Genomic DNA, 20,576 nt, shown 5'->3' on the forward strand with positions numbered 1-20,576 from the left:
GGTTTGGGCTCAGGTTTGGCGCAAAGGCGCATTATGCACGTATTGATGTGACGTAAAGCAAACGGGGCAGCCCTGGCTGCCCCGTGCCATGAGTGAGGCAGATCAGAGTTTAACGGGTTGCACGTTCCAGATTTCTTCGGCGTATTCGCGGATGGTCCGGTCAGATGAGAAATACCCCATCCCGGCGATATTCATCACTGCCGCGCGTTGCCAGGCTGCCTTGTTGCGATACAGGGCGTCAACCTTGTCCTGGGCATCCACATATGAACGGTAATCGGCCAGTAACTGGTAATGGTCGCCCCAGTTCACCAGAACATCGAACACCATGCGGTAGCGCTCTGGATCATCCGGGCTGAAGTGGCCAGAAGCCAGCAGGTTCAGAACCTCGTGCAACTCGGTATCGTGATCATAGAACTCACGCGGGTTGTAGCCTTTTTTGCGCAGCGCTTCGACTTGTTCTGTTGTATTGCCGAAAATGAAGATGTTGTCCGGCCCGACATGATCACGCATCTCGACGTTGGCGCCATCCAGCGTGCCCATGGTCAGCGCGCCATTCAGCGCGAATTTCATGTTGCCAGTGCCAGAGGCTTCAGTGCCGGCCAGCGAGATCTGCTCAGACAAATCGGCCGCCGGGATGATCAGCTCGGCCAGGCTCACGCCGTAGTTGGGAATGAACACGACCTTGAGCTTGTCGCCAATGGCCGGATCGTTGTTGATCTTGCGGCCCACGTCATTGATGAGCTTGATCACCAGCTTGGCCATCTTGTAGGCCGAGGCCGCTTTGCCGGCAAAGATCACCACGCGCGGCTGCCAGTCTTTTTCCGGATGTTTGATGATGCGGTTGTAACGGGTGATTACATGCAATACGTTCAACAACTGGCGCTTGTATTCGTGGATCCGTTTCACCTGCACATCAAACAGCGCATGCGGATCAACCACACCGCCCATCTTGCGTGCAATGTACTGCGCCAGACGCTGCTTGTTGGCGAACTTGGCTTCTGCCACCGCGTCGATGAAGGCGGGGAAATCCATGTGCTGTTTGAGTTCGGCCAGCTCATCCAGATTGCCGCGCCAGGTTTTACCAATGTAATGATCAATCACCCCGGCCAGCGCCGGGTTGGCCTGGGCCAGCCAGCGTCGTGGCGTAATGCCATTGGTCATGTTGCAAAAGCGGTCGGGGAAGAGTTTGGCGAAATCGGCAAAGATGGATTGCACCATCAAGTCTGAGTGCAACTGCGACACGCCATTGATCTTGTGGCTGGCCACCACGGCCAGCCAGGCCATGCGGACGCGCCGCTCGCCCGATTCATCAATCAGCGAGATGCGGCGGATCAGATCTACATCGTCTTTATGCTGTTCGCGCGTGTCATCAAGGAAGCGTTCGTTGATTTCAAAAATCAGCTTCATATGGCGCGGCAAGACGCGGTTCATCAGTTCAACCGGCCAGGTTTCCAGCGCTTCTTGCATCAACGTATGGTTGGTGTAGCTGAATACCTTCTGGGTGGTGGCCCAGGCGTCGTCCCACTTGATATCAAAATCGTCGATCAAAATGCGCATCAGTTCCGGAATGGCCAGGACCGGGTGCGTATCGTTCAGGTGAATGGACGTCTTTTCGGCAAAGCGCGTGAAATTCTCGTGGGTTTGCCGATAGCGGCGGATGATGTCCTGCAGGCTGGCGCTGGTGAAGAAATACTCCTGGCGCAGGCGCAATTCCTTGCCGCTATAGGTGGAGTCATCCGGATACAGTACGCGAGAGACGTTCTCTGACAGGTTCTTTTCTTCCACGGCAGCAAAGTAATCGCCCTGGTTGAACTTGGAGAGGTTGATCTCGTTGGATGAACGCGCTGACCACAAGCGCAATGTGTTGGTCGCGGTGGTGTCGTAACCCGGAATGATCTGGTCATGCGCGACAGCGAATACGTCTTGTGTTTGCAACCAGCGTGTACGGCTACCTTCCAGTTGCAAGTGACCACCAAAGCGCACCAGATATTGCACTTCAAAACGCTCGAACTCCCACGGGTAGCCATTGGCCAGCCAGTAATCCGGTGCCTCGATCTGGTTGCCATCGATGATGCGTTGTTTGAACATGCCGTAGTCGTAACGAATGCCATAGCCATAACCGGGTAAGCCCAGTGTGGCCATCGAATCCAGGAAACACGCGGCCAGCCGGCCCAGACCGCCATTGCCCAGCGCGGCATCGGGTTCCAGTTCAACCAGTTCGTTGTAGTCCATGCCGAGTTCATCCAGCGCCCCGCGGACCTCGTCATACAGGCCCAGAGCGAGGAGGGCATTGGTCAGCGCGCGGCCGATCAAAAACTCCATTGAGAGGTAGTACACGCGTTTGACGTCTTGCGAGTACTGCGCACGGGTGGTGCGCATCCAGCGTTCAATCAACCGGTCGCGCACGGCGAGGAAAGAAGCGTTGAGCCAGTCGCGCGGCTGGGCCGAGATCGGATCTTTACCGATCGCGAACACCAGTTTGTTGGCGATAGAGCGTTTGAGCGAGGCTACGTCGGTGTTCGGGGAATCATGAACGAACGTGACGGTCATTGTGGATCTCCCAGGCAGGCAGTTCAGGCCAGCAATTGTTCATAAAGCGTGAAATACGAACGGGCGGCGGCATCCCAACCAAAGTCTTGCTTCATGGCCACTTGCCGAACCGCTTTCCAGTCTTTGGGGCGCCCCCATAGCGCCAGCGCCCGGCGCAGGGCTTGTCGCATGCCTTGCGCTGAGAACTCGTCGAACACAAACCCCGTCGCATGCTCATCGGCCATGTTTTCCAGTGAGCTATCGACTACGGTATCGGCCAGCCCGCCCACGCGGCGAACCAGCGGCAATGCACCATATTTGAGCCCATATAACTGCGTGAGCCCGCAAGGCTCGAAACGGCTGGGCACCAGCACGACATCGGCGGCGGCCATTAACCGGTGCGACTGTGCTTCGTCGTAGCCAATCTGCACCGCCACCTGGCCCGGGTCCCGCAGGGCCGCAGTGGCAAATGCGTGTTCCATGCCTTGGTCGCCACTTCCCAGCAAGGCAAATTGCGCGCCGGATGCCACCAGTTCCGGAAGCAATTCCAGTACCAGGTGCAGGCCTTTTTGTTCAGTCAGACGGCTGACGACGACAAACAAGGGCGCATCGGCATCGGACTGCAGCGAGGTGTGCTCTTGCAGTGCCAGCTTGTTGCGGGTTTTGTTCTGCGGTTTGTCTGCCGTGTAGGTGGCCGGGATCAGCGCATCGCTGGCGGGATTCCAGATCGCGCCATCGACACCATTGAGAATGCCGGTCAAGGCGCCACTGCGATCCCGCAAGAGACCATCCAGTCCGCAGCCCTGTTCCGGCGTGGTGATCTCCCGCGCGTAGGTCGGGCTGACCGTGGTGATGTGATCCGCATAAAACAGCCCGGCTTTAAGGAACGACATCTGACCGTGAAATTCCAGACCATGCATCCCGAAAAAATGGCCAGGCAGGCGCAGATCGCCAAATTGCCAGGCCGGGAACAGGCCTTGATACGCCAGGTTGTGCACCGTGAAAACAGACTTGGCCGGACGCCCGCGCGCTGCCAGATAAGCCGGAACCAGCCCCGCATGCCAGTCGTGTCCATGCACGATCTGAGGCCGCCAGAAGGGGTCCAGTCCGCTCGCCAGTTCTGCGGCTACCCATGCCAGCAGGGCAAAACGCAGGTGATTGTCACCGTATGGTTCCTGATGCGGGTCCAGATAAGGGTTGCCACTGCGGTCATACAAACCGGGCGCGTCGATCACATACAGTTCAAGACCATTTTCTGGCACACGGCCAAAGATCACACGGACAGGGCCGGCAAAGGTATCCAGCGCGGCGACTTCGCCGGCTTCTTCAATCCCCGCGCGAATGGCGGGAAACCCTGGCAGCAGTACGCGCGTGTCTGCGCCCAGTTGTTTGAGCGCGGGCGGCAGCGCACCGGTGACATCGGCCAGCCCTCCCGTTTTGAGCAGCGGAAACAGTTCGGAACATACGTGCAGCACTTGCATGTCAAATCTCTCCCGGCGTTGCCTCATTGGCAAACGTATTGGGCACCGTGCAGATTGCAGGCAGATAAAAGCGGCTGACAAACTGCTGCTGGCGCTGTCGGCGCCTTTTGCCAACCGCCGCGTAACCGCGCCGGATTACAACTTGGCGAGCATTTCCCGGGTGATCAGCACCACGCCGTCCTCGCTGCGATAAAAGCGCCGGGCGTCTTCCTCGGCGTTCTCACCGACAACAAGGCCGTCCGGAATCACGCAGGCACGATCAATAACACAGCGCCGGATGCGGCTGGAGCGCCCGACGATCACGTCAGGCAGGATCACCGCCGAGTCAATGGTGCAGAACGAATGCACCCGCACGCGGGAGAACAACACCGAGTTGATCACCAGCGAGCCGGAAACAATGCACCCGCCAGAGACCAGTGAGTTCAATGTCATGCCGTGGCTGCCGTTGCGGTCCTGGACAAACTTGGCCGGTGGCAGTTGTTCCTGGTGGCTCCAGATCGGCCAGTCCCGGTCATACACATCCAGTTCCGGTGTGACGGAGGCAAGGTCCAGATTGGCTTTCCAGTAGGCATCCACGGTACCGACGTCGCGCCAGTACGGTGGGGATTCAGGATCAGTAGAAACGCAGGAAAGCTCAAAGGGGTGGGCGAAGGCTTTGCCCTGGGAGACAGCTTTGGGGATGAGGTCTTTGCCGAAATCGTGGCTGGATTTATCGTCCTGGATGTCTTCTTCCAGAATCTGGTTCAGGTAGGCCGCGTTGAAGATGTAGATCCCCATCGATGCCAGTGCGGATTCCGGTTTGCCCGGCATGGGCGGCGGGTCGGCCGGTTTCTCGACAAAGTCGATGATCCGGCGATATTCATCCATGTGGATCACGCCAAAGGCGGTGGCCTCGGCGCGGGGAACTTCAATACACGCCACCGTGCACTCGCCACCTTGCTCGACGTGATCAAGCAACATGCGCGAGTAATCCATCTTGTAGATGTGATCGCCAGCCAGGATCACGACGTATTCGGGCCGATAACCCCGAATGATGTCCATGTTCTGGTAAACCGCGTCTGCCGTACCGCGATACCAGTGTTCTTCGTCAATGCGCTGTTGTGCGGGCAAGAGGTCGACGAACTCGTTCATCTCGTTGCGCAAAAAGGACCAGCCGCGCTGCAGGTGGCGCAACAGGCTGTGCGACTTGTACTGCGTAATCACACCAATGCGGCGGATGCCCGAATTCAGGCAGTTGGAGAGGGCAAAATCGATAATGCGGAACTTGCCACCAAAGTGGACCGCCGGTTTTGCACGGCGATCCGTCAGGGCTTTCAAACGGGAACCACGACCACCCGCCAGGACCAGGGCCACCGATTTGTTCGGTAGTTGCCGGGCCAGCGTGATCTTGTCCATGATCGGATATTGCATGGTGGTCTCCACGGTTTTCTGGTGAGCGCCCATTTTTCTGCCCCTTCTTTGGTGGTTTGTCTGTCAGGTCACGACTGTGGGTTCAGTCCGGCCGGTGAGCGGTGCAATGCGGGCCAGGTCACGTGAAGTGGTGATCAGGTCTGCCAGCGCCTCCTGGGTCGGCGTGGCGTGGCGCGCCGCATCGGCCTCGTAACTTTCAAGATAGACCCGCAATGTCGCGCCTTCCGTACCGGTGCCAGACAAGCGGTAGATGAGGCGGGCGCCATCTTCAAAAATGATGCGCACACCTTGCTTTTGCGTGGTCGAACCGTCGACCGGATCATGGTAGGCAAAGTCATCTGCCAGTTTGACCTTGCGGTGTGCCAGCTGCGTGCCCACCAGTTGCGGTAGCTTGGTGCGCAACTCGTCCATCAGCTTGTTGGCGGCATCCGTATCGACACCTTCGTAGTCATGGCGCGAGTAGAAATGACGGCCATATTTGGCCCAGTGCTCAGTCACGATCTGGTTCACGCTCTTGCCCGTGACGGCCAGAATGTTCAGCCAGTACAAAATGGCCCAGATGCCGTCTTTTTCGCGGATGTGGTTAGATCCGGTGCCATAGCTTTCTTCACCACACAGCGTGGCCTTGCCGGCGTCCAGCAAGTTGCCGAAGAATTTCCAGCCGGTCGGGGTTTCAAAGCACGGTACGCCCAGTGCCCTGGCGACAACGTCTGCAGCTTGCGAAGTCGGCATGGATCGCGCAATGCCGCTGATACCCTGCTTGTAACCGGGGGCGAGCGTCGCGTGCGCGGCAATGATGGCCAGGCTGTCTGATGGGGTGACGACCAGCTTGTGGCCGACAATCATGTTGCGGTCGGCGTCACCATCCGATGCCGCACCCAGATCCGGCGCATTGGCGGCATCCAGATGTGCGATCAGGTCGGTGGCGTAGACCGGGTTCGGGTCCGGGTGGTGGCCGCCGAAGTCTTCCAGCGGTTCGCCATTGACGACCGAGCCTTCAGGCGTGCCCAGCAAGTCTTCAAAAATATGTTTGCCGTACGGACCACCCACGGCAGAGAGCGCGTCGTAACGGATGCGGTGGCCAGATGCCAGCCATTGCTTGATGGCGGCAAAGTCGAACAGTTGCTGCATCAGTTCGCTGTAGTCGGCGACGGGATCAATGACCTCAACCGTCATGCCATCCAGCGTGCCAGTGCCGATGGTATCAATGTCGTAGTCGGCTGCATCCGAAATCAGATACTGCGTGATGGTGCCGGATCTGGCGTAGATGGCATCGGTGACTTTCTCGGGGGCCGGTCCACCGTTATCAATGTTGTACTTGATGCCGAAATCGCCATCCGGGCCACCCGGGTTATGCGAGGCCGACAGGATGATGCCGCCAGAGAGCTTGTGCTTGCGGATCACGCAACTGGTGCCCGGCGTCGACAAAATGCCGCCCTGGCCGACCATGACTTTGCCTACGCCGTTGGCTGCGGCCATCTTCAGAATGACCTGCACCGCGGCGCGGTTGTGGTAGCGGCCGTCACCACCCAATGCCAGGGTTTTGCCTTTGACATCGCCCAGTGCATCGAAAATCGATTGCACAAAATTTTCCAGATAATGCGGCTCTTGAAACACGCCGACTTTCTTGCGCAGCCCGGAGGTGCCTGGCTTCTGGCCGGCGATGGGCTGGGTGGAGATGGTTTGCGTACTCATGTTGATAACCCGTTCTTAAGGAGCTGTGATCTTTTGCGGCCGGCCCGTCGGGCCAGATGCCACAGGGGTGCAGTCGCGCTCATTGTGTTGTGTTGTCGGCAGGTTTTGCCGGGCCGGTGTCTGCCATCATGACGGTGACGCTACGCGGTGAGGCGCGGTATTCGCCTTGATGCAAACCCGATTCTTTTGCCTCGGCACTGGCCAGTTCAACGCGCCAGCAGCCAAGCGGTAAACGGAACTCCAGTTGGTGCGCGGAGCCGTTGATCAAAATCAGAATGCCGTCTCTTAATGCCAGCATCATTGCCCGCGCCGCACTGTCATCCCAATCGTGCGATTTCAGCGCCGCACCGGACGGGTTCAACCATTGCACGTCGTACTGGCCATCCGGTGAGGGCGTATCTTGCCACCACTGGCCGTTAATCAGAACGGGGCAAGCCTTGCGCAAGGCGATCAGATTGGCGACGAAGGTGATCATGTCCTCGTCCGCGTGAGCCCAGTCGAGCCAGCTGGTGGCGTTGTTCTGGCAATACGCATTGTTATTGCCGCCTTGCGTGTGCGCCAGTTCGTCTCCTGCCAGCAGCATCGGCGTGCCTTGCGCCAGCATCAGCGTGGCCAGTAGCGCGCGGCGTGAGCGCGTGCGCAACAAAATGACATCTTCGTCCTCACTGGGGCCTTCTTCGCCGCAGTTCCAGGCGTAGTTCTCGTTGTGGCCGTCACGGTTGTTTTCACCGTTGGCTTTGTTGTGCTTCTGGTTGTAACTGGTCAGGTCGGCCAGCGTGAAACCATCATGCGCGGTGATGAGATTGACGGATGCCCAAGGCCTGCGGCCCGGCACACTAAACAGATCACTGGATGCAGCCAGTCGCTGTGCCAGTTGTCCGCGGTTGATCCCGTCATGCAACCAGAAGCGGCGCAAGGTATCCCGATACTGGTCATTCCACTCTGCCCAGCCAGGGGGGAAGTGGCCCAGTTGATAGCCCCCGCCACCGACGTCCCACGGTTCTGCAATCAGTTTGACGTGGGCCAGCACCGGGTCTTGCGCGAGCGCTGCGAATGGGCCGGCAGACGTCGTATAAGCGCCGCCCGGGCCACGCCCCAGCACGGGCGCCAGATCAAAGCGAAAGCCATCAACATGGCACGTACTGACCCAGTAGCGCAGGCTGTCCATCATCAGTTGCAACATGCGTGGGTGGCTGAGCTTGAGCGTGTTGCCGCAACCGGTCCAGTTCTCATAGCTGCCATCGCTGGCCAGATGGTAGTAGCTGGCGTTATCAATGCCCCGCAGAGACAGTGTCGGGCCTTTGTCATCCAGTTCGGCCGTGTGGTTGAACACCACATCCATGATCACTTCCAGGCCGGCTTTGTGCAGGGCTTTGACCAGATCCTGAAATTCCGAGAGCGGCGTCGTACCTTCGCGACCAGACCAGTAGGCTGACTCGACCGCCATCAAGGCCAATGGGTTATAGCCCCAGTAATTGGAAAGATTCATCCGCTGCAGACGGGGTTCATCGGCGTGCAACGTGACCGGCAGCAACTCGATGGTCGTTACACCAAGACGTTTGAGGTGCGCGATCACGGATGGATGCGCAAACCCGGCGTAGGTACCGCGCAGGTTTTCCGGGACATCCGGGTGCTGCATGGTCATGCCGCGTACATGTGCTTCGTAAATCACGGTTTGCGCCCAGGGTACGCGGGGTGCTTTGTCACCTTCCCAGTCGTAATGATCCGGGCCCGGCACGCGTGCTTTGGGGGCAAGTTCCTGGCTGTCGGTAGGATCGGGCTGGCCTGGGTTCTCCAGATCGTCGCCCAGAAAGTTGGAGTGATCATGCGCATGGCCAATCACGTCTTTGGCGTACGGGTCCAGCAACAGCTTGTTCGGGTTGAAACGATGACCTTCCCGTGGCGCATAACGGCCGCTGACGCGGTAACCGTAAACCTGACCGGCGTGACCACCCGCCAGGAAACCGTGCCAGATGTTGTTCTCGCACACCGGGAGAGGCGTGCGGGTTTCTACACCGTTTGCATCAAACAAACAGAGTTCTACGCCGGTTGCGTTTTCTGAAAACAACGCGAAGTTGATGCCGTCGTCACCCAGTGTGGCACCCAGGGGGAACGGTCGCCCGTCCTGCAGGGTCATGGTGCCACCCGTTTCAGGTAAATGGTCGCCAGTGGCGGCAGCGTGAGCACCAGTGAATGCGGCTGGCCATTACAGCCTTCTTCTGTGGTGTATTGCGGCGGATTCCCGATATCGCTGCCGCAGTAATAACGCGAGTCCGTATTAAGGATTTCTGCATACTGGCCGGCTTCTGGCACGCCAATGCGATACCCCTCGCGCGGGACCGGCGTGAAATTGCAGATCACCACAATGCCATCGCCCGGTGTATTGCCGTAACGAATGAACGGGTAGACCGAATTGACGTTGTCGTCTGGGTTGATCCAGCGAAAGCCATCCTCGCTGAAGTCTTTTTCATGCAGCGCGCCTTCGCGTTTGTACGCCTGGTTCAGATCACGTATCAGTGCTTGTACGCCACGATGCCAGTCGACATCCAGCAAGTGCCAGTCAAGGCTGGCCTCATGATTCCACTCCCGGCCCTGGCCAAATTCACAGCCCATGAACAAGAGCTTCTTGCCCGGATGCGCCCACATAAAGGCGTAATACGCGCGCAGGTTGGCAAACTGCTGCCACGCATCACCTGGCATACGCGACAACAACGAGCCCTTGCCGTGAACCACTTCATCATGCGAGAGCGGCAGCACAAAGTTCTCATGCCAGGCGTACATCAGCCCGAAGGTCATCTTGTTGTGGTGATACTGGCGATGCACCGGGTCCAGCTTCATGTATGACAGCGTGTCGTTCATCCAGCCCATGTTCCACTTGTAGTGAAACCCCAGACCGCCATCGGAGGGCGGACGGGTAACGGCCGGGAAGGCGGTGGATTCTTCCGCAATGGTGATGGCTTCCTGGCGTACGCTGCCCACGGTTTCGTTCATGCGCTTCAGAAACTCAATGGCTTCAAGGTTCTCACGGCCGCCAAAGCGGTTCGGCACCCATTCGCCTTCCTTGCGGCTGTAATCGCGGTACAACATGGAGGCCACGGCATCTACACGCAGGCCATCAATGCCATAACGCTCCACCCAGTAGAGCGCGTTGCCGATCAGGTAATTGCGGACCTCATTGCGACCATAGTTGAAGATCAGCGTATTCCAGTCTTGATGAAAGCCCTCGCGCGGGTCGGCGTGTTCGTACAGATGGGTGCCGTCAAATCGGGCCAGACCGTGCGCATCGGACGGAAAATGCCCTGGTACCCAATCAAGGATGATCCCGATGCCGGCTTTGTGTGCGGTATCGACAAAGTGCCGGAAGTCATCGGGCGTGCCAAAGCGTGAAGTCGGCGCATACATGCCCAGCGGCTGATACCCCCAGGATGCGTCAAACGGGTGCTCGTTCACCGGCATCAGTTCAATGTGGGTGAAGCCAAGGTCTTCCACATATGGAATCAGCTGGTCGGCCAGTTCCCGGTAGGTTAACCAGCGCTGACCCTCTTCAGGGACGCGCTTCCAGGAGCCCAGATGCACTTCATAAACAGAAACAGGTGCGCCCAGCGCATTTGCTTTGCGGCGCTCGTCGCTGGGTTCTACCCAGGCGGGCAAACGCGCCACTTTGCTGGCCGTGCCTGGGCGCAACTCCATGGTCAGACCGTAGGGGTCTGACTTGAGAAAGATCTCGCCGTTCTGGTCGCGAATTTCGTATTTATACATCTGACCAATTTGCGCGTTGGGCATGAATAACTCCCACACGCCGCACTCAGGCCGGAACCGCATTGGGTGACGACGACCATCCCAGTAGTTGAAATCGCCGACCAGTGCGACACGCTGCGCATTGGGCGCCCATACCGCAAACGCCACGCCGCCGACGCCATCCAGGGTTGTCGGGTGCGTGCCCAGCTTTTCATACGGCCGCGTATGGGTTCCTTCGGCCAGTAACCAGACATCCATATCCCCAAGGCTGGGGCCAAAGCGATAGGCGTCTTCCAGATCAAACTGACCGTGCGCCCAGGTGACCAGCAGTCGGTAGGCAAAGCGATTCTTGCGGCGCGGAACCAGCGCTTCAAAGAAGCCGCGTTCGTCCGTGCAGGGCAGGGAAAGGATCTTGCGCCCATTGGCATCAATGACCGTGACTGCTGACGCCTGAGGCTGGAAGGTGCGGATCACCAACCCCTCTTCGCTGTCATGCAGACCCAGTACGGCAAAGGGGTCGGTGTGATCACCGTCAAACAGGGCGTCGCGGGCTGCAGCGTCAAGCAGGTAGGACATGGGCACGATCTCTTGGTGGATTTTGTCGGGAAATCTGTCTGATTCACGTGCTATATAAGCAGCGGTGCACGTGCAGCAAACGGCCTGCACAACGAAGCTGCCGTTAATTTATAGTCCAACGGTTACGTGCATGCTGTATTGCAAGATGAGTTTGTATATTCGTTTTCAGACATATCCCAGACATATCTCACAAAAACCGGTGTGCTGATTCAAAAGGGGGGGCAATACATGTCCAGGTCAGCCAAGGCATGGTGGCGCGGTGCAGTGATCTATCAGATCTACCCGCGCAGCTTCATGGATAGCAACGGCGACGGCGTGGGTGATCTGCCCGGCATTCGTCAGCATGTGCCGTATCTCAAACGACTGAATATTGACGCAGTCTGGATCTCTCCGTTCTTCACGTCTCCGATGAAAGACTTTGGTTATGACGTATCGGACTACCGGGATGTTGATCCGCTGTTTGGCACACTGGCAGACTTTGATGCGCTGGTCACTGACCTGCACAAGGCAGGTTTGAAGGTCATTATTGACCAGGTGTTGTCGCATACCGCTGATGCACACCCATGGTTTACCGAAAGCCGCAAAAGTCGTGATAACCCCAAAGCGGACTGGTATGTCTGGGCCGATGCGCACGCAGATGGGACGCCGCCATCTAACTGGTTGTCGGTGTTCGGTGGCTCTGCCTGGCAGTGGGATACCCAGCGCCGTCAGTATTACTTGCATAACTTTCTGACCAGCCAGCCAGACCTCAACTTTCATAATGAGGAAGTCCAGCAAGCGACGCTGGATAACATCGAATTCTGGCTCAAGCGTGGTGTCGATGGATTCCGCTTTGATGCCTGCAACTACCACTTTCATGATCGCAAACTGCGCAGTAATCCCCCTGCGGAGCTGGTGGATGAAATGACTGTGACGCAATCCAATCCGTACGGTATGCAGCAGCATCGCTACGACAAAAGCCGTCCGCAGAACCTCAAGTTTCTCAAGCGTATTCGCAAACTGCTGGATCAATACAGCGCGGCCAGCGTGGGCGAAGTCGGGGATGATGATTCGCTGGTACGCATGGCGGAATACACATCGGGCGGAGATAAACTCAACCAGGCCTACAGTTTCAACCTCCTGACCGAAACGCACTCCGCTGAGTTTATCCGCACTCAGGTCGAAGATCTGGAAGCGCAATTGGCCATGCACGACAAACCCGGTTGGGCGTGTTGGTCGGTGGGCAATCATGATGTGCCACGCGTGCTGACGCGCTGGGGTCACAACACCGACGACCCGCAGTTTTCCAAAATGGTGCTGGCGCTGGTCACGACGCTGCGTGGCAGTAGTTGTCTGTATCAGGGTGATGAGCTGGGGTTGCCTGAGGCCGATATTCCATTTGCATTGCTGCAAGACCCGTACGGCAAGGCATTCTGGCCGGAATTCAAAGGCCGGGATGGTTGCCGCACACCCATGCCCTGGAAAAAGAACGCAGCGTTCGGCGGTTTTTCGGCGATCACACCCTGGCTGCCTGTACCCGTTGAACACTTGGCGCGGGCAGTGGGCGTGCAAGAGCGTCCGGCCGATTCAGTGCTCAATTTCACCCGGCAGTTTCTGGACTGGCGGCGCGGTTTTGCGCCGTTGATTCGCGGTGATATCCATTTTCATAAAGTGCCGGAGCCCGCGCTGCTGTACACGCGCAAGTACGAAGGTAAAACCGTGCTGGTGGCCTTTAACCTGAGTAGTGCCAAAGTGCGCATCAAACTACCCACGGGGGTGCGTGATGTGATCCCGTTGTCGGGTCATGGCCTCGGGCGTGGACTGATTGAAAACGGCATGCTGGAACTTGGCGCCTGGGGCGGGGTTTTTGGTACTGTGCGCTGATTGATCAGTTCAACCGGTCTTCATCCATGCACATCGTTATCGCACCAGACTCTTTCAAGGAAAGCCTCACTGCGTGGCAAGTGGCGCAGGAAATAGCTGCGGGCTTTGCGGCCGTTTTCCCGGATGCGCACTATCACTTGTCGCCGATGGCGGACGGTGGCGAGGGCACGGTCGATGCGTTTGTGGCTGCCACGCGGGGCCGGCGGATTGAGTTATCCGTAACCGGGCCACTTGGTACGCCGGTCGAGGCCTTTTATGGCCTGACAGGCGATGGCCGCACAGCCGTGATTGAAATGGCCGCTGCCAGTGGGTTGGCGCTCGTCCCTGCCGCACAACGCAACCCGTTACTGACGACAACGCGCGGAACCGGTGAGTTGATCATTGCGGCGCTCGATGCCGGTGCGCGGCACCTTGTGATTGGCTTGGGCGGCAGCGCCACCAACGACGGGGGCGTGGGCATGGCGCAGGCCCTGGGAATGCGGTTTATGGATACGACCGGCGCTGACATCGGCCCCGGTGGTGGCGCGTTGGCTGAACTGGCTCGCATTGATGCATCAGCGCTGGATGCGCGATTGGCGCAATGCCGGATCGAAGTGGCTTGCGATGTCGACAACCCGCTGACCGGCCCACACGGCGCATCGGCGATCTTCGGCCCGCAAAAGGGCGCGACACAGCAGATGGTGACCCTGCTGGACCAACATCTGATGCGTCTGGCTGATCGGCTCAAGGATGACTTGGGCAAAGACGTGGCCAGAACGCCGGGGGCAGGTGCAGCCGGGGGGATGGGAGCCATGTTGCTGACGCTGGGCGGGCAGTTGCGGCCAGGCGTGCAGATTGTGGCGCAGGCTTTGCTGCTGGATGAAGCCATCCGCAAAGCCGATCTGGTGATCACCGGGGAAGGACGGATGGATAGCCAGAGTTTGCGGGGCAAGACCCCGGTCGGAGTGGCCCAAGTGGCCAGACGGTACGGCAAGCCGGTGATCGCGCTCAATGGTTCACTCACCGCCAGTGCAGATGAGCTGCAACGCGCCGGTATTGATGCCGCGTTCAGTGTGCTGCACGAACCGGGCGATCTGACTTACGCACTAACGCATGCAGGGCCGAATGTCCGGCTGGCCGCACGCAATGTGGCGGCGGCCATCCGTGTGTCCCAACTGCTCAAACCTTAACGGCCAAACGTTGCCAGAACTTCGGCACTTCCCAGTGATTGCGCCTTGATCTTGTCGACCAGGTTTTCCGGACTGCTGTGATTGGCATCCACGCCCAGCCTGGCGGTTTTCAGCGCGTAAACCGTGAAATGATAATGGTGCGGTTTGTCGCCAGCGGGCGGGCATGCCCCGGTATAAGAGAAGCTGTAATCACTGTTGCGGCCTTGAACGGCACCTGCGGGGAGGATCTTGCTGTTGTACTCGCCCGCATTGGCAGCCACATTTTTGACGCTGGCCGGAATATCGAACAACACCCAGTGGAACCATGTGCGTGAACCCGGTGCATCCGGGTCAGACACCACAATGGCAAAGCTTTGGGTTTCCGCGGGTGGGTTGTTCCAGGCCAGGTCGGGCGAGATATTCTGGCCTTTGCAGCCTTCACCGTAGGCCACGTGTTTCTGACTTAACGTGGCGCCTGAGACCACGTCGTGGCTGGTGACGGTAAAACTGGCGGCCTGGCTGGCAGTTGCAGCCAGTAACAGGGTGCTGCAGGCCCATGTCAGAGGGTGACTCATGGTGGCGTTCCTTCTCTCTATGAAAAGGCAGTGCTGATCAAGTGCGGTCGTGTGCCGCAGTGCACTGCGCGAACTCATCATAGGAAGGCAGAAGCCGCGTGTGTCGCCTTATCCGGTCAGATTCTGGCCTGAAGCGGTCAAACCAGTGCGTCAGCAATGGGTTGGGCCGCGATCTCGTCTGGCACCTGAAATGACGCCCGCAATGCCAGTGGCGATAATCCGAAGCGCTGCCGGAACGCCGCCGCAAAGCGTGATGGTGAGGTATACCCGCAGGCTTCTGCGATACGCTGGATGGCCGTTGTGCCATCCATCACCATGGCCAGTGCACGCTCCATGCGCACGTCCAGCAAGAGTTCGCTGAATGAGGTGCCTTCATCCCGCAAACGGCGGCGCAGCGATGATTCACTCAACGCCAGTTTGCGCGCGACGTCGTCGGCGTGCCAATCCGCCGCGACATTGCCGTAGAGCGTCCATACCACGCGCTCGCGCCAGCGGCCTGGCTGCGCCATGACCAGATCACGCGCGACGCCTTGTCGAGCCAGCGCCAGCCACAAGGCTTCCCAGCGTAATTCAACCAGGGCATCAGAGAGTTTGTCGTGCCGGGTGATGAGGATTTCGCTGATGTAATCGTGCAGCGCCTGACGGCAGGCGGTGTCCGGAGTGATCAGCGGGTGGTCACCCAGTTGCGCTGGTAGCACACTGGCATAGCGCTGGCGAAACCGCTGCAGCATGCTGGCATCGGCGGCGATCACCACGGCCGCAAAAAAACCTTGTGCAGGATCGGGCACATTGGTGAAGGTGATACTGGTGCCCGCGCTGACCGTGAACCAGTCACCCGCCTTGCAGACGAACTCACCGTGCGCAGTCTTGATCTGTTTTTCACCGGCCAGCACCGCGATCAGGCACGGCACAAAATAGGGCGTGCGTTGCACTTGTACGCGGTGATGAAAGCGGAACAAGGCTGCGCCGCCAACAAAGGTACGTTCGGCCAGGTGAGGCAAGGCCATCAGTTGTGACAACAGGCTTTGGTGCATGCGGATCACCCCGACCGGTTTAATGGGCGCATAGCCTACCGCCAGTTCATGACATTGGGTTGGTTTTATGGGTTAGCGGCGGCCCGGTTGTCGCATCCATGCGCCAGGTGTGCCACATCGCCGATATAGCGATGCCGGGGTTTTCTGACAGATCAAGACTCAAAGGCTTATCTGTTTTAAAAATATCAATAAATATCAATCACTTGCGTTTTGTGTTCTGGCTGGTTTTGTTGATAAAAGTCGAGTAAAATAGTCGGCTTTCCAATCTCCCCGTAACAGCCAGCCTATGCTTGATCGCTTGCGTGAAGACATCCGGGCCATTTTTGAGCGCGATCCCGCCGCACGTTCCATGTGGGAAGTGGTCATCTGTTATCCGGGTTTTCAGGCGCAAACGTTGCATCGTATGGCGCACGCCCTCTGGCTGCGCGACTGCAAGCTACTGGCCCGCACTGTCTCGCACTTTGGCCGCTGGCTGACCGGTATCGAGATCCACCCCGGCGCAAAGATTGGCCGTCGCGTGTTCATCGACCATGGCATGGGGGTGGTGATTGGCGAGACAGCCGAGATTGGCGATGACTGCACCTTGTACCAGGGCGTGACCCTGGGCGGGACGTCATTGCATGAAGGCAAGCGCCACCCGACGCTGGAAGAAGGCGTTGTTGTGGGGGCGGGCGCCAAGGTGCTGGGCGGGTTCACGGTAGGGCGCGGGGCCAAGATCGGCCCGAATGCCGTGGTGATCAAACCGGTACCTGCGGGCGCCACCATGGTCGCCAACCTGGCGCGCATGGTCGATAAAGAGCGCGACAAGGCCCGGGCCGAGCAGGCCGAAAAAATGGGCTTCACCGCATACGGTTTGTCTGACGACATGAATGATCCGACCGTGAAGGCGATTCATGGTCTGCTGGATCACTCTGTCACCACAGACAAGCGCCTGGAGATGATCCTGGCCCGGCTGGAACAACTGGGTGTGGATTGCACTGAAGAACGCGCCGAACAAGACGCATTCGACCCGAATTACCTCAACCGGATTGTCGAGGAATAAGGCCTTGGCAGGCGGTATTTTGACGGTAAAAACCCACTGAACTACCAGGGTTTTTAGTTGACTAAATTTGTAGGGTATTTTACGATGCGCCCTATACGATCAACCAGGACAAAGCGATGCGACTGACGACCAAAGGCCGGTTTGCCGTAACGGCAATGCTCGACCTGTCCCTGCGCCAGGCCAAAGGCCCGGTGACATTGGCGGGGATCAGCGAACGCCAGCAGATTTCGCTTTCTTACCTGGAACAACTGTTTGGCAAACTGCGCCGCCGTGAACTGGTTGAAAGCGTGCGCGGTCCTGGCGGTGGTTACTGTCTGGCGCGTGGCGCCGAGCTGATTACCGTGGCCGAGATTATCAAGGCTGTCGATGAACCCATCGACGCGACGCAATGTGGTGGCAAGGAAAACTGCCTGGAAGACCACCGCTGCATGACTCACGATTTGTGGGCCAGCCTGAACAAAACCATTTACGACTATCTGTCTTCCGTCACTCTGGCGCAGCTGGTTGAACAGCAGCATGAAAAGCAGCGTCGCCGTGAGCAATGCCAGCAAACAGTCCTGATGGACCAGCGCCCAGGCAGAACGGCAGAAGCCGCAGGTGTGTTGCCTGGTCTGTAAGTACCAGGCTGGCACCTTCGACACAGAAGTACGGAAGTACAGAAGTAAAACTGTAAAACCCATACGCACAGATTGAGCACGGAGTACCTGTAATGGACCGCAAGTTGCCGATTTACCTTGATTACTCTGCCACCACCCCGGTTGACCCGCGCGTGGCGCAGAAGATGATTCCGTACCTGACCGAACACTTCGGTAACCCGGCGTCGCGTTCGCACGCCTACGGCTGGGAAACGGAATCGGCCGTGGAAGAAGCGCGTGAGCAAGTCGCCGCGTTGCTGAACTGCGATGCCAAGGAAATCGTGTGGACCTCCGGCGCCACTGAATCTGACAACCTGGCCATCAAGGGTGCCGCGCACTTCTATCAAAGCAAGGGCAAGCACCTGATCACCGTGAAGACCGAACACAAGGCTGTGCTCGATACCACGCGTGAACTGGAACGCGAGGGTTTTGAAGTCACTTACCTGGATGTCAAAGAAGACGGCCTGATTGATCTGGACGTGCTCAAGGCGGCCATTCGTCCGGACACCATCCTGATCTCGGTCATGCTGGTGAACAACGAAATCGGCGTGATCCAGGATGTCGACGCGATCGGTGAACTGTGCCGCGAGAAAGGCATTGTGTTCCATGTCGATGCCGCCCAGGCCACCGGCAAGGTGGTGATCGACCTGCAAAAGTCCAAGATTGACCTGCTGGCCCTGTCGGCACACAAGACCTATGGCCCGAAGGGTATTGGCGCGCTGTACATCCGCCGCAAGCCGCGTATCCGTCTGGAAGCACAAATGCACGGTGGCGGCCACGAGCGCGGTTTCCGCTCTGGCACGCTGGCGACGCACCAGATCGTAGGCATGGGCGAAGCTTTCCGCATTGCCCGTGAAGAAATGGGTACGGAACTGGAACGCATCCGTATGCTGCGTGACCGTCTGTGGGCCGGGATCTCTGATATTGAAGAAACCCACCTGAACGGTGACATGGACAAGCGCGTTCCGCACAACCTGAACGTGAGCTTCAACTTTGTTGAAGGCGAGTCGCTGATCATGGCGCTGAAAGAACTGGCGGTGTCGTCTGGTTCTGCCTGTACCTCTGCCAGCCTGGAGCCGTCTTATGTGCTGCGTGCGCTGGGCCGTTCTGATGAACTGGCGCATTCGTCGATCCGCTTTACGATTGGCCGCTTCACCACGGTTGAAGATATCGATTTCGCCGTCAAATTGATCCATGAAAAGATCGGCAAGCTGCGTGAACTGTCCCCACTGTGGGAAATGTTCAAAGACGGCGTGGACATCAGCCAGGTGCAGTGGGCCGCCCACTGACCAGGTGGGTGACGGGGCAGGGCGTGAGGTGTAACCCGCCTTCTCCCGACAAGAACAGATTGATTGAAAGATTGAAATTCAGGTGGTGAGCCAGGCGATGCCGGCGCACCCCGCACAGGAGACATCCAGATGGCTTATAGCGAAAAAGTAATCGACCATTACGAAAACCCGCGCAACGTGGGCTCCTTTGAAAAGGGCGACGACAGCATCGGTACCGGCATGGTCGGCGCACCGGCCTGTGGCGACGTGATGAAGCTGCAGATCAAGGTTGGCGCGGATGGCGTGATCGAAGATGCCAAGTTCAAGACTTACGGCTGTGGTTCGGCCATTGCTTCTTCGTCGCTGGTGACCGAATGGGTCAAGGGCAAGACACTGGACGAAGCACTGGCCATCAAGAACACACATATCGCTGAAGAACTGGCGCTGCCGCCGGTGAAAATCCACTGCTCCATCCTGGCTGAAGACGCCATCAAGGCAGCGGTTGAAGATTACAAGCAAAAGCACACTGCCTGAGCACGGCTGGACTGGATGCCTGCATGTGAGGCATCCGCAACGAGACAGGACTGGAGTTTTTGAATGGCTTTGACTTTGAGTGAACGCGCTGCGAACCATATCTCTGGCTATCTTGCCCGTCGCGGCAAGGGGCTGGGTGTGCGTCTGGCAGTGAAGACATCGGGCTGTTCCGGCATGGCCTACAAGCTGGAATTCGTTGACGTGCAAGCGGATACCGATCTGGTGTTCGAAAGCTTCGGCGTGCAGATTTTCACTGACGCCAAGAGCCTGCCGTACCTCGATGGGACCGAACTGGATTACGCCAAAGAAGGGCTGAACGAAGGCTTCAAGTTCAATAACCCCAACGTGAAAAACGAGTGCGGCTGCGGCGAGAGTTTCCACGTCTGAAGCGCATGACTGAATCACCCTGCCTTGCGATCACGCGGGCAGGGCGGCGTTAAAAAGAACGGGTTATGCCCGTTTTCTTGTTAATCTGCAGGTTCACGCGACCCAGGCCAGCTCCGCCCGATGAATTTCGACTTCAACCAGAATCATTTCGAGGTTTTCCAGCTTCCGGCCACTTTTGCGCTTGATACAAAAGCGCTGGAGGCCCGGTACCGCGCGCTCCAGGCCACGTGGCACCCAGATCGCTTTGCTGGCAGTGATGACACTGAAAAACGGCTCTCGTTGCAGATCGCCACGCGGCTGAACGAAGGCTATCAAACGCTCAAGTCCCCGGTTTCACGGGCACGCTATCTGCTCAAGCTCAACGGTGTGGACACGCAAGAAGAAACCAATACCGCCATGCCGATGGATTTTCTGATGAACCAGATGATCTGGCGTGAGCATATTGCCGAAGGGAAAGCGTCGCAAAACGTAGAGCGGCTGGAAGAACTTAACCACGAGTTGCGGCAAGAAATTGGTGCGATGGAAGATGAAATCTCCCGCCTGATTGATCGTGAAGCACGCTACGACGATGCCGCCATGATCGTACGCAAGATGCGTTTCATGGAACGCCTTGATCAGGAAATCGGCAACGCCATCGAGTCAGTACTGTACTGATCCTGCC

16 protein-coding genes are annotated in these 20,576 nt (G+C 58.1%); 8 read left to right on the forward strand and 8 right to left on the reverse strand.

Annotation, left to right across the window (positions count from 1 at the left end; all coding sequences use genetic code 11):
* Positions 1-102: 102 nt before the first annotated feature.
* The 6 genes from glgP to glgB form a co-directional block, all read right to left on the reverse strand.
* Positions 103-2,550, reverse strand: coding sequence for a glycogen/starch/alpha-glucan family phosphorylase (glgP, locus tag IEX44_RS13990; RefSeq protein ID WP_188694942.1), 2,448 nt, complete (start codon positions 2,548-2,550; stop codon positions 103-105).
* A gap of 23 nt (positions 2,551-2,573) precedes the next feature.
* Positions 2,574-4,010, reverse strand: a complete 1,437-nt coding sequence (glgA, locus tag IEX44_RS13995; RefSeq protein WP_188694945.1) for a glycogen synthase GlgA — start codon at positions 4,008-4,010, stop codon at positions 2,574-2,576.
* A 135-nt stretch (positions 4,011-4,145) separates the two neighbouring features.
* Positions 4,146-5,420: a glucose-1-phosphate adenylyltransferase gene (gene glgC / locus IEX44_RS14000; protein WP_188694948.1), complete on the reverse strand. Its 1,275-nt coding sequence runs from the start codon at positions 5,418-5,420 to the stop codon at positions 4,146-4,148.
* Between the two features lie 63 nt (positions 5,421-5,483).
* Positions 5,484-7,115, reverse strand: coding sequence for an alpha-D-glucose phosphate-specific phosphoglucomutase (locus IEX44_RS14005; protein WP_188694951.1), 1,632 nt, complete (start codon positions 7,113-7,115; stop codon positions 5,484-5,486).
* A 79-nt stretch (positions 7,116-7,194) separates the two neighbouring features.
* Positions 7,195-9,252, reverse strand: a complete 2,058-nt coding sequence (gene glgX, locus IEX44_RS14010) for a glycogen debranching protein GlgX (protein WP_188694954.1) — start codon at positions 9,250-9,252, stop codon at positions 7,195-7,197.
* Complete coding sequence (glgB, locus tag IEX44_RS14015; RefSeq protein WP_188694956.1) at positions 9,249-11,429, reverse strand: 1,4-alpha-glucan branching protein GlgB; 2,181 nt, start codon at positions 11,427-11,429, stop codon at positions 9,249-9,251. The genes glgX and glgB overlap by 4 nt, the downstream gene beginning before the upstream one ends.
* 228 nt (positions 11,430-11,657) lie before the next feature.
* Between glgB and IEX44_RS14020 the strand changes: the two genes are divergently transcribed.
* Both IEX44_RS14020 and IEX44_RS14025 read left to right on the forward strand, forming a co-directional pair.
* Complete coding sequence (locus tag IEX44_RS14020; RefSeq protein WP_188694959.1) at positions 11,658-13,292, forward strand: alpha-glucosidase; 1,635 nt, start codon at positions 11,658-11,660, stop codon at positions 13,290-13,292.
* A 26-nt stretch (positions 13,293-13,318) separates the two neighbouring features.
* The gene (locus IEX44_RS14025) at positions 13,319-14,461 is read left to right on the forward strand and encodes a glycerate kinase (protein WP_188694962.1); all 1,143 of its coding nucleotides are present in this window, start codon (positions 13,319-13,321) and stop codon (positions 14,459-14,461) included.
* Here the strand turns inward: IEX44_RS14025 and IEX44_RS14030 are convergent.
* Both IEX44_RS14030 and IEX44_RS14035 read right to left on the reverse strand, forming a co-directional pair.
* Positions 14,458-15,015, reverse strand: coding sequence for a YbhB/YbcL family Raf kinase inhibitor-like protein (locus IEX44_RS14030; RefSeq protein ID WP_188694965.1), 558 nt, complete (start codon positions 15,013-15,015; stop codon positions 14,458-14,460). The two genes, IEX44_RS14025 and IEX44_RS14030, sit on opposite strands and share 4 nt — an antisense overlap.
* A 137-nt stretch (positions 15,016-15,152) precedes the next feature.
* Positions 15,153-16,049 (reverse strand): AraC family transcriptional regulator, encoded by an 897-nt coding sequence (locus IEX44_RS14035; protein ID WP_188694968.1) that lies wholly within the window; start codon positions 16,047-16,049, stop codon positions 15,153-15,155.
* A 286-nt stretch (positions 16,050-16,335) separates the two neighbouring features.
* Here IEX44_RS14035 and cysE point away from each other — a divergent pair, with 286 nt between their 5' ends.
* The 6 genes from cysE to hscB all read left to right on the forward strand — a co-directional run bounded on the left by cysE (position 16,336) and on the right by hscB (position 20,569).
* Positions 16,336-17,091: a serine O-acetyltransferase gene (gene cysE / locus IEX44_RS14040; protein WP_188694972.1), complete on the forward strand. Its 756-nt coding sequence runs from the start codon at positions 16,336-16,338 to the stop codon at positions 17,089-17,091.
* A 116-nt stretch (positions 17,092-17,207) separates the two neighbouring features.
* Positions 17,208-17,708: a Fe-S cluster assembly transcriptional regulator IscR gene (iscR, locus tag IEX44_RS14045; protein ID WP_188694975.1), complete on the forward strand. Its 501-nt coding sequence runs from the start codon at positions 17,208-17,210 to the stop codon at positions 17,706-17,708.
* 92 nt (positions 17,709-17,800) lie between these two features.
* The gene (locus IEX44_RS14050; RefSeq protein ID WP_188694978.1) at positions 17,801-19,015 is read left to right on the forward strand and encodes an IscS subfamily cysteine desulfurase; all 1,215 of its coding nucleotides are present in this window, start codon (positions 17,801-17,803) and stop codon (positions 19,013-19,015) included.
* Positions 19,016-19,144: 129 nt separating this feature from the next.
* Positions 19,145-19,528 carry a Fe-S cluster assembly scaffold IscU gene (iscU, locus tag IEX44_RS14055; protein ID WP_188694981.1) on the forward strand — a complete coding sequence of 128 codons (384 nt, stop codon included), beginning with the start codon at positions 19,145-19,147 and terminating at the stop codon, positions 19,526-19,528.
* A gap of 63 nt (positions 19,529-19,591) precedes the next feature.
* Complete coding sequence (gene iscA / locus IEX44_RS14060; RefSeq protein ID WP_188694984.1) at positions 19,592-19,915, forward strand: iron-sulfur cluster assembly protein IscA; 324 nt, start codon at positions 19,592-19,594, stop codon at positions 19,913-19,915.
* Positions 19,916-20,035: 120 nt separating this feature from the next.
* Entirely contained in the window at positions 20,036-20,569 is a 534-nt protein-coding gene (gene hscB, locus IEX44_RS14065; protein WP_188694986.1) for a Fe-S protein assembly co-chaperone HscB, read from the forward strand.
* The last annotated feature ends 7 nt before the right edge of the window (positions 20,570-20,576 follow it).

Source organism: Silvimonas amylolytica (assembly GCF_014645555.1).
GTDB classification, from domain to species: domain Bacteria; phylum Pseudomonadota; class Gammaproteobacteria; order Burkholderiales; family Chitinibacteraceae; genus Silvimonas; species Silvimonas amylolytica.

Coding starts and splice junctions, on each gene's coding strand:
- glgP (WP_188694942.1), bottom strand. CDS start 2,550: ATGACCGTCACGTTCGTTCATGATTCCCCGAACACCGACGTAGCCTCG.
- glgA (WP_188694945.1), bottom strand. CDS start 4,010: ATGCAAGTGCTGCACGTATGTTCCGAACTGTTTCCGCTGCTCAAAACG.
- glgC (WP_188694948.1), bottom strand. CDS start 5,420: ATGCAATATCCGATCATGGACAAGATCACGCTGGCCCGGCAACTACCG.
- IEX44_RS14005 (WP_188694951.1), bottom strand. CDS start 7,115: ATGAGTACGCAAACCATCTCCACCCAGCCCATCGCCGGCCAGAAGCCA.
- glgX (WP_188694954.1), bottom strand. CDS start 9,252: ATGACCCTGCAGGACGGGCGACCGTTCCCCCTGGGTGCCACACTGGGT.
- glgB (WP_188694956.1), bottom strand. CDS start 11,429: ATGTCCTACCTGCTTGACGCTGCAGCCCGCGACGCCCTGTTTGACGGT.
- IEX44_RS14020 (WP_188694959.1), top strand. CDS start 11,658: ATGTCCAGGTCAGCCAAGGCATGGTGGCGCGGTGCAGTGATCTATCAG.
- IEX44_RS14025 (WP_188694962.1), top strand. CDS start 13,319: ATGCACATCGTTATCGCACCAGACTCTTTCAAGGAAAGCCTCACTGCG.
- IEX44_RS14030 (WP_188694965.1), bottom strand. CDS start 15,015: ATGAGTCACCCTCTGACATGGGCCTGCAGCACCCTGTTACTGGCTGCA.
- IEX44_RS14035 (WP_188694968.1), bottom strand. CDS start 16,049: ATGCACCAAAGCCTGTTGTCACAACTGATGGCCTTGCCTCACCTGGCC.
- cysE (WP_188694972.1), top strand. CDS start 16,336: ATGCTTGATCGCTTGCGTGAAGACATCCGGGCCATTTTTGAGCGCGAT.
- iscR (WP_188694975.1), top strand. CDS start 17,208: ATGCGACTGACGACCAAAGGCCGGTTTGCCGTAACGGCAATGCTCGAC.
- IEX44_RS14050 (WP_188694978.1), top strand. CDS start 17,801: ATGGACCGCAAGTTGCCGATTTACCTTGATTACTCTGCCACCACCCCG.
- iscU (WP_188694981.1), top strand. CDS start 19,145: ATGGCTTATAGCGAAAAAGTAATCGACCATTACGAAAACCCGCGCAAC.
- iscA (WP_188694984.1), top strand. CDS start 19,592: ATGGCTTTGACTTTGAGTGAACGCGCTGCGAACCATATCTCTGGCTAT.
- hscB (WP_188694986.1), top strand. CDS start 20,036: ATGAATTTCGACTTCAACCAGAATCATTTCGAGGTTTTCCAGCTTCCG.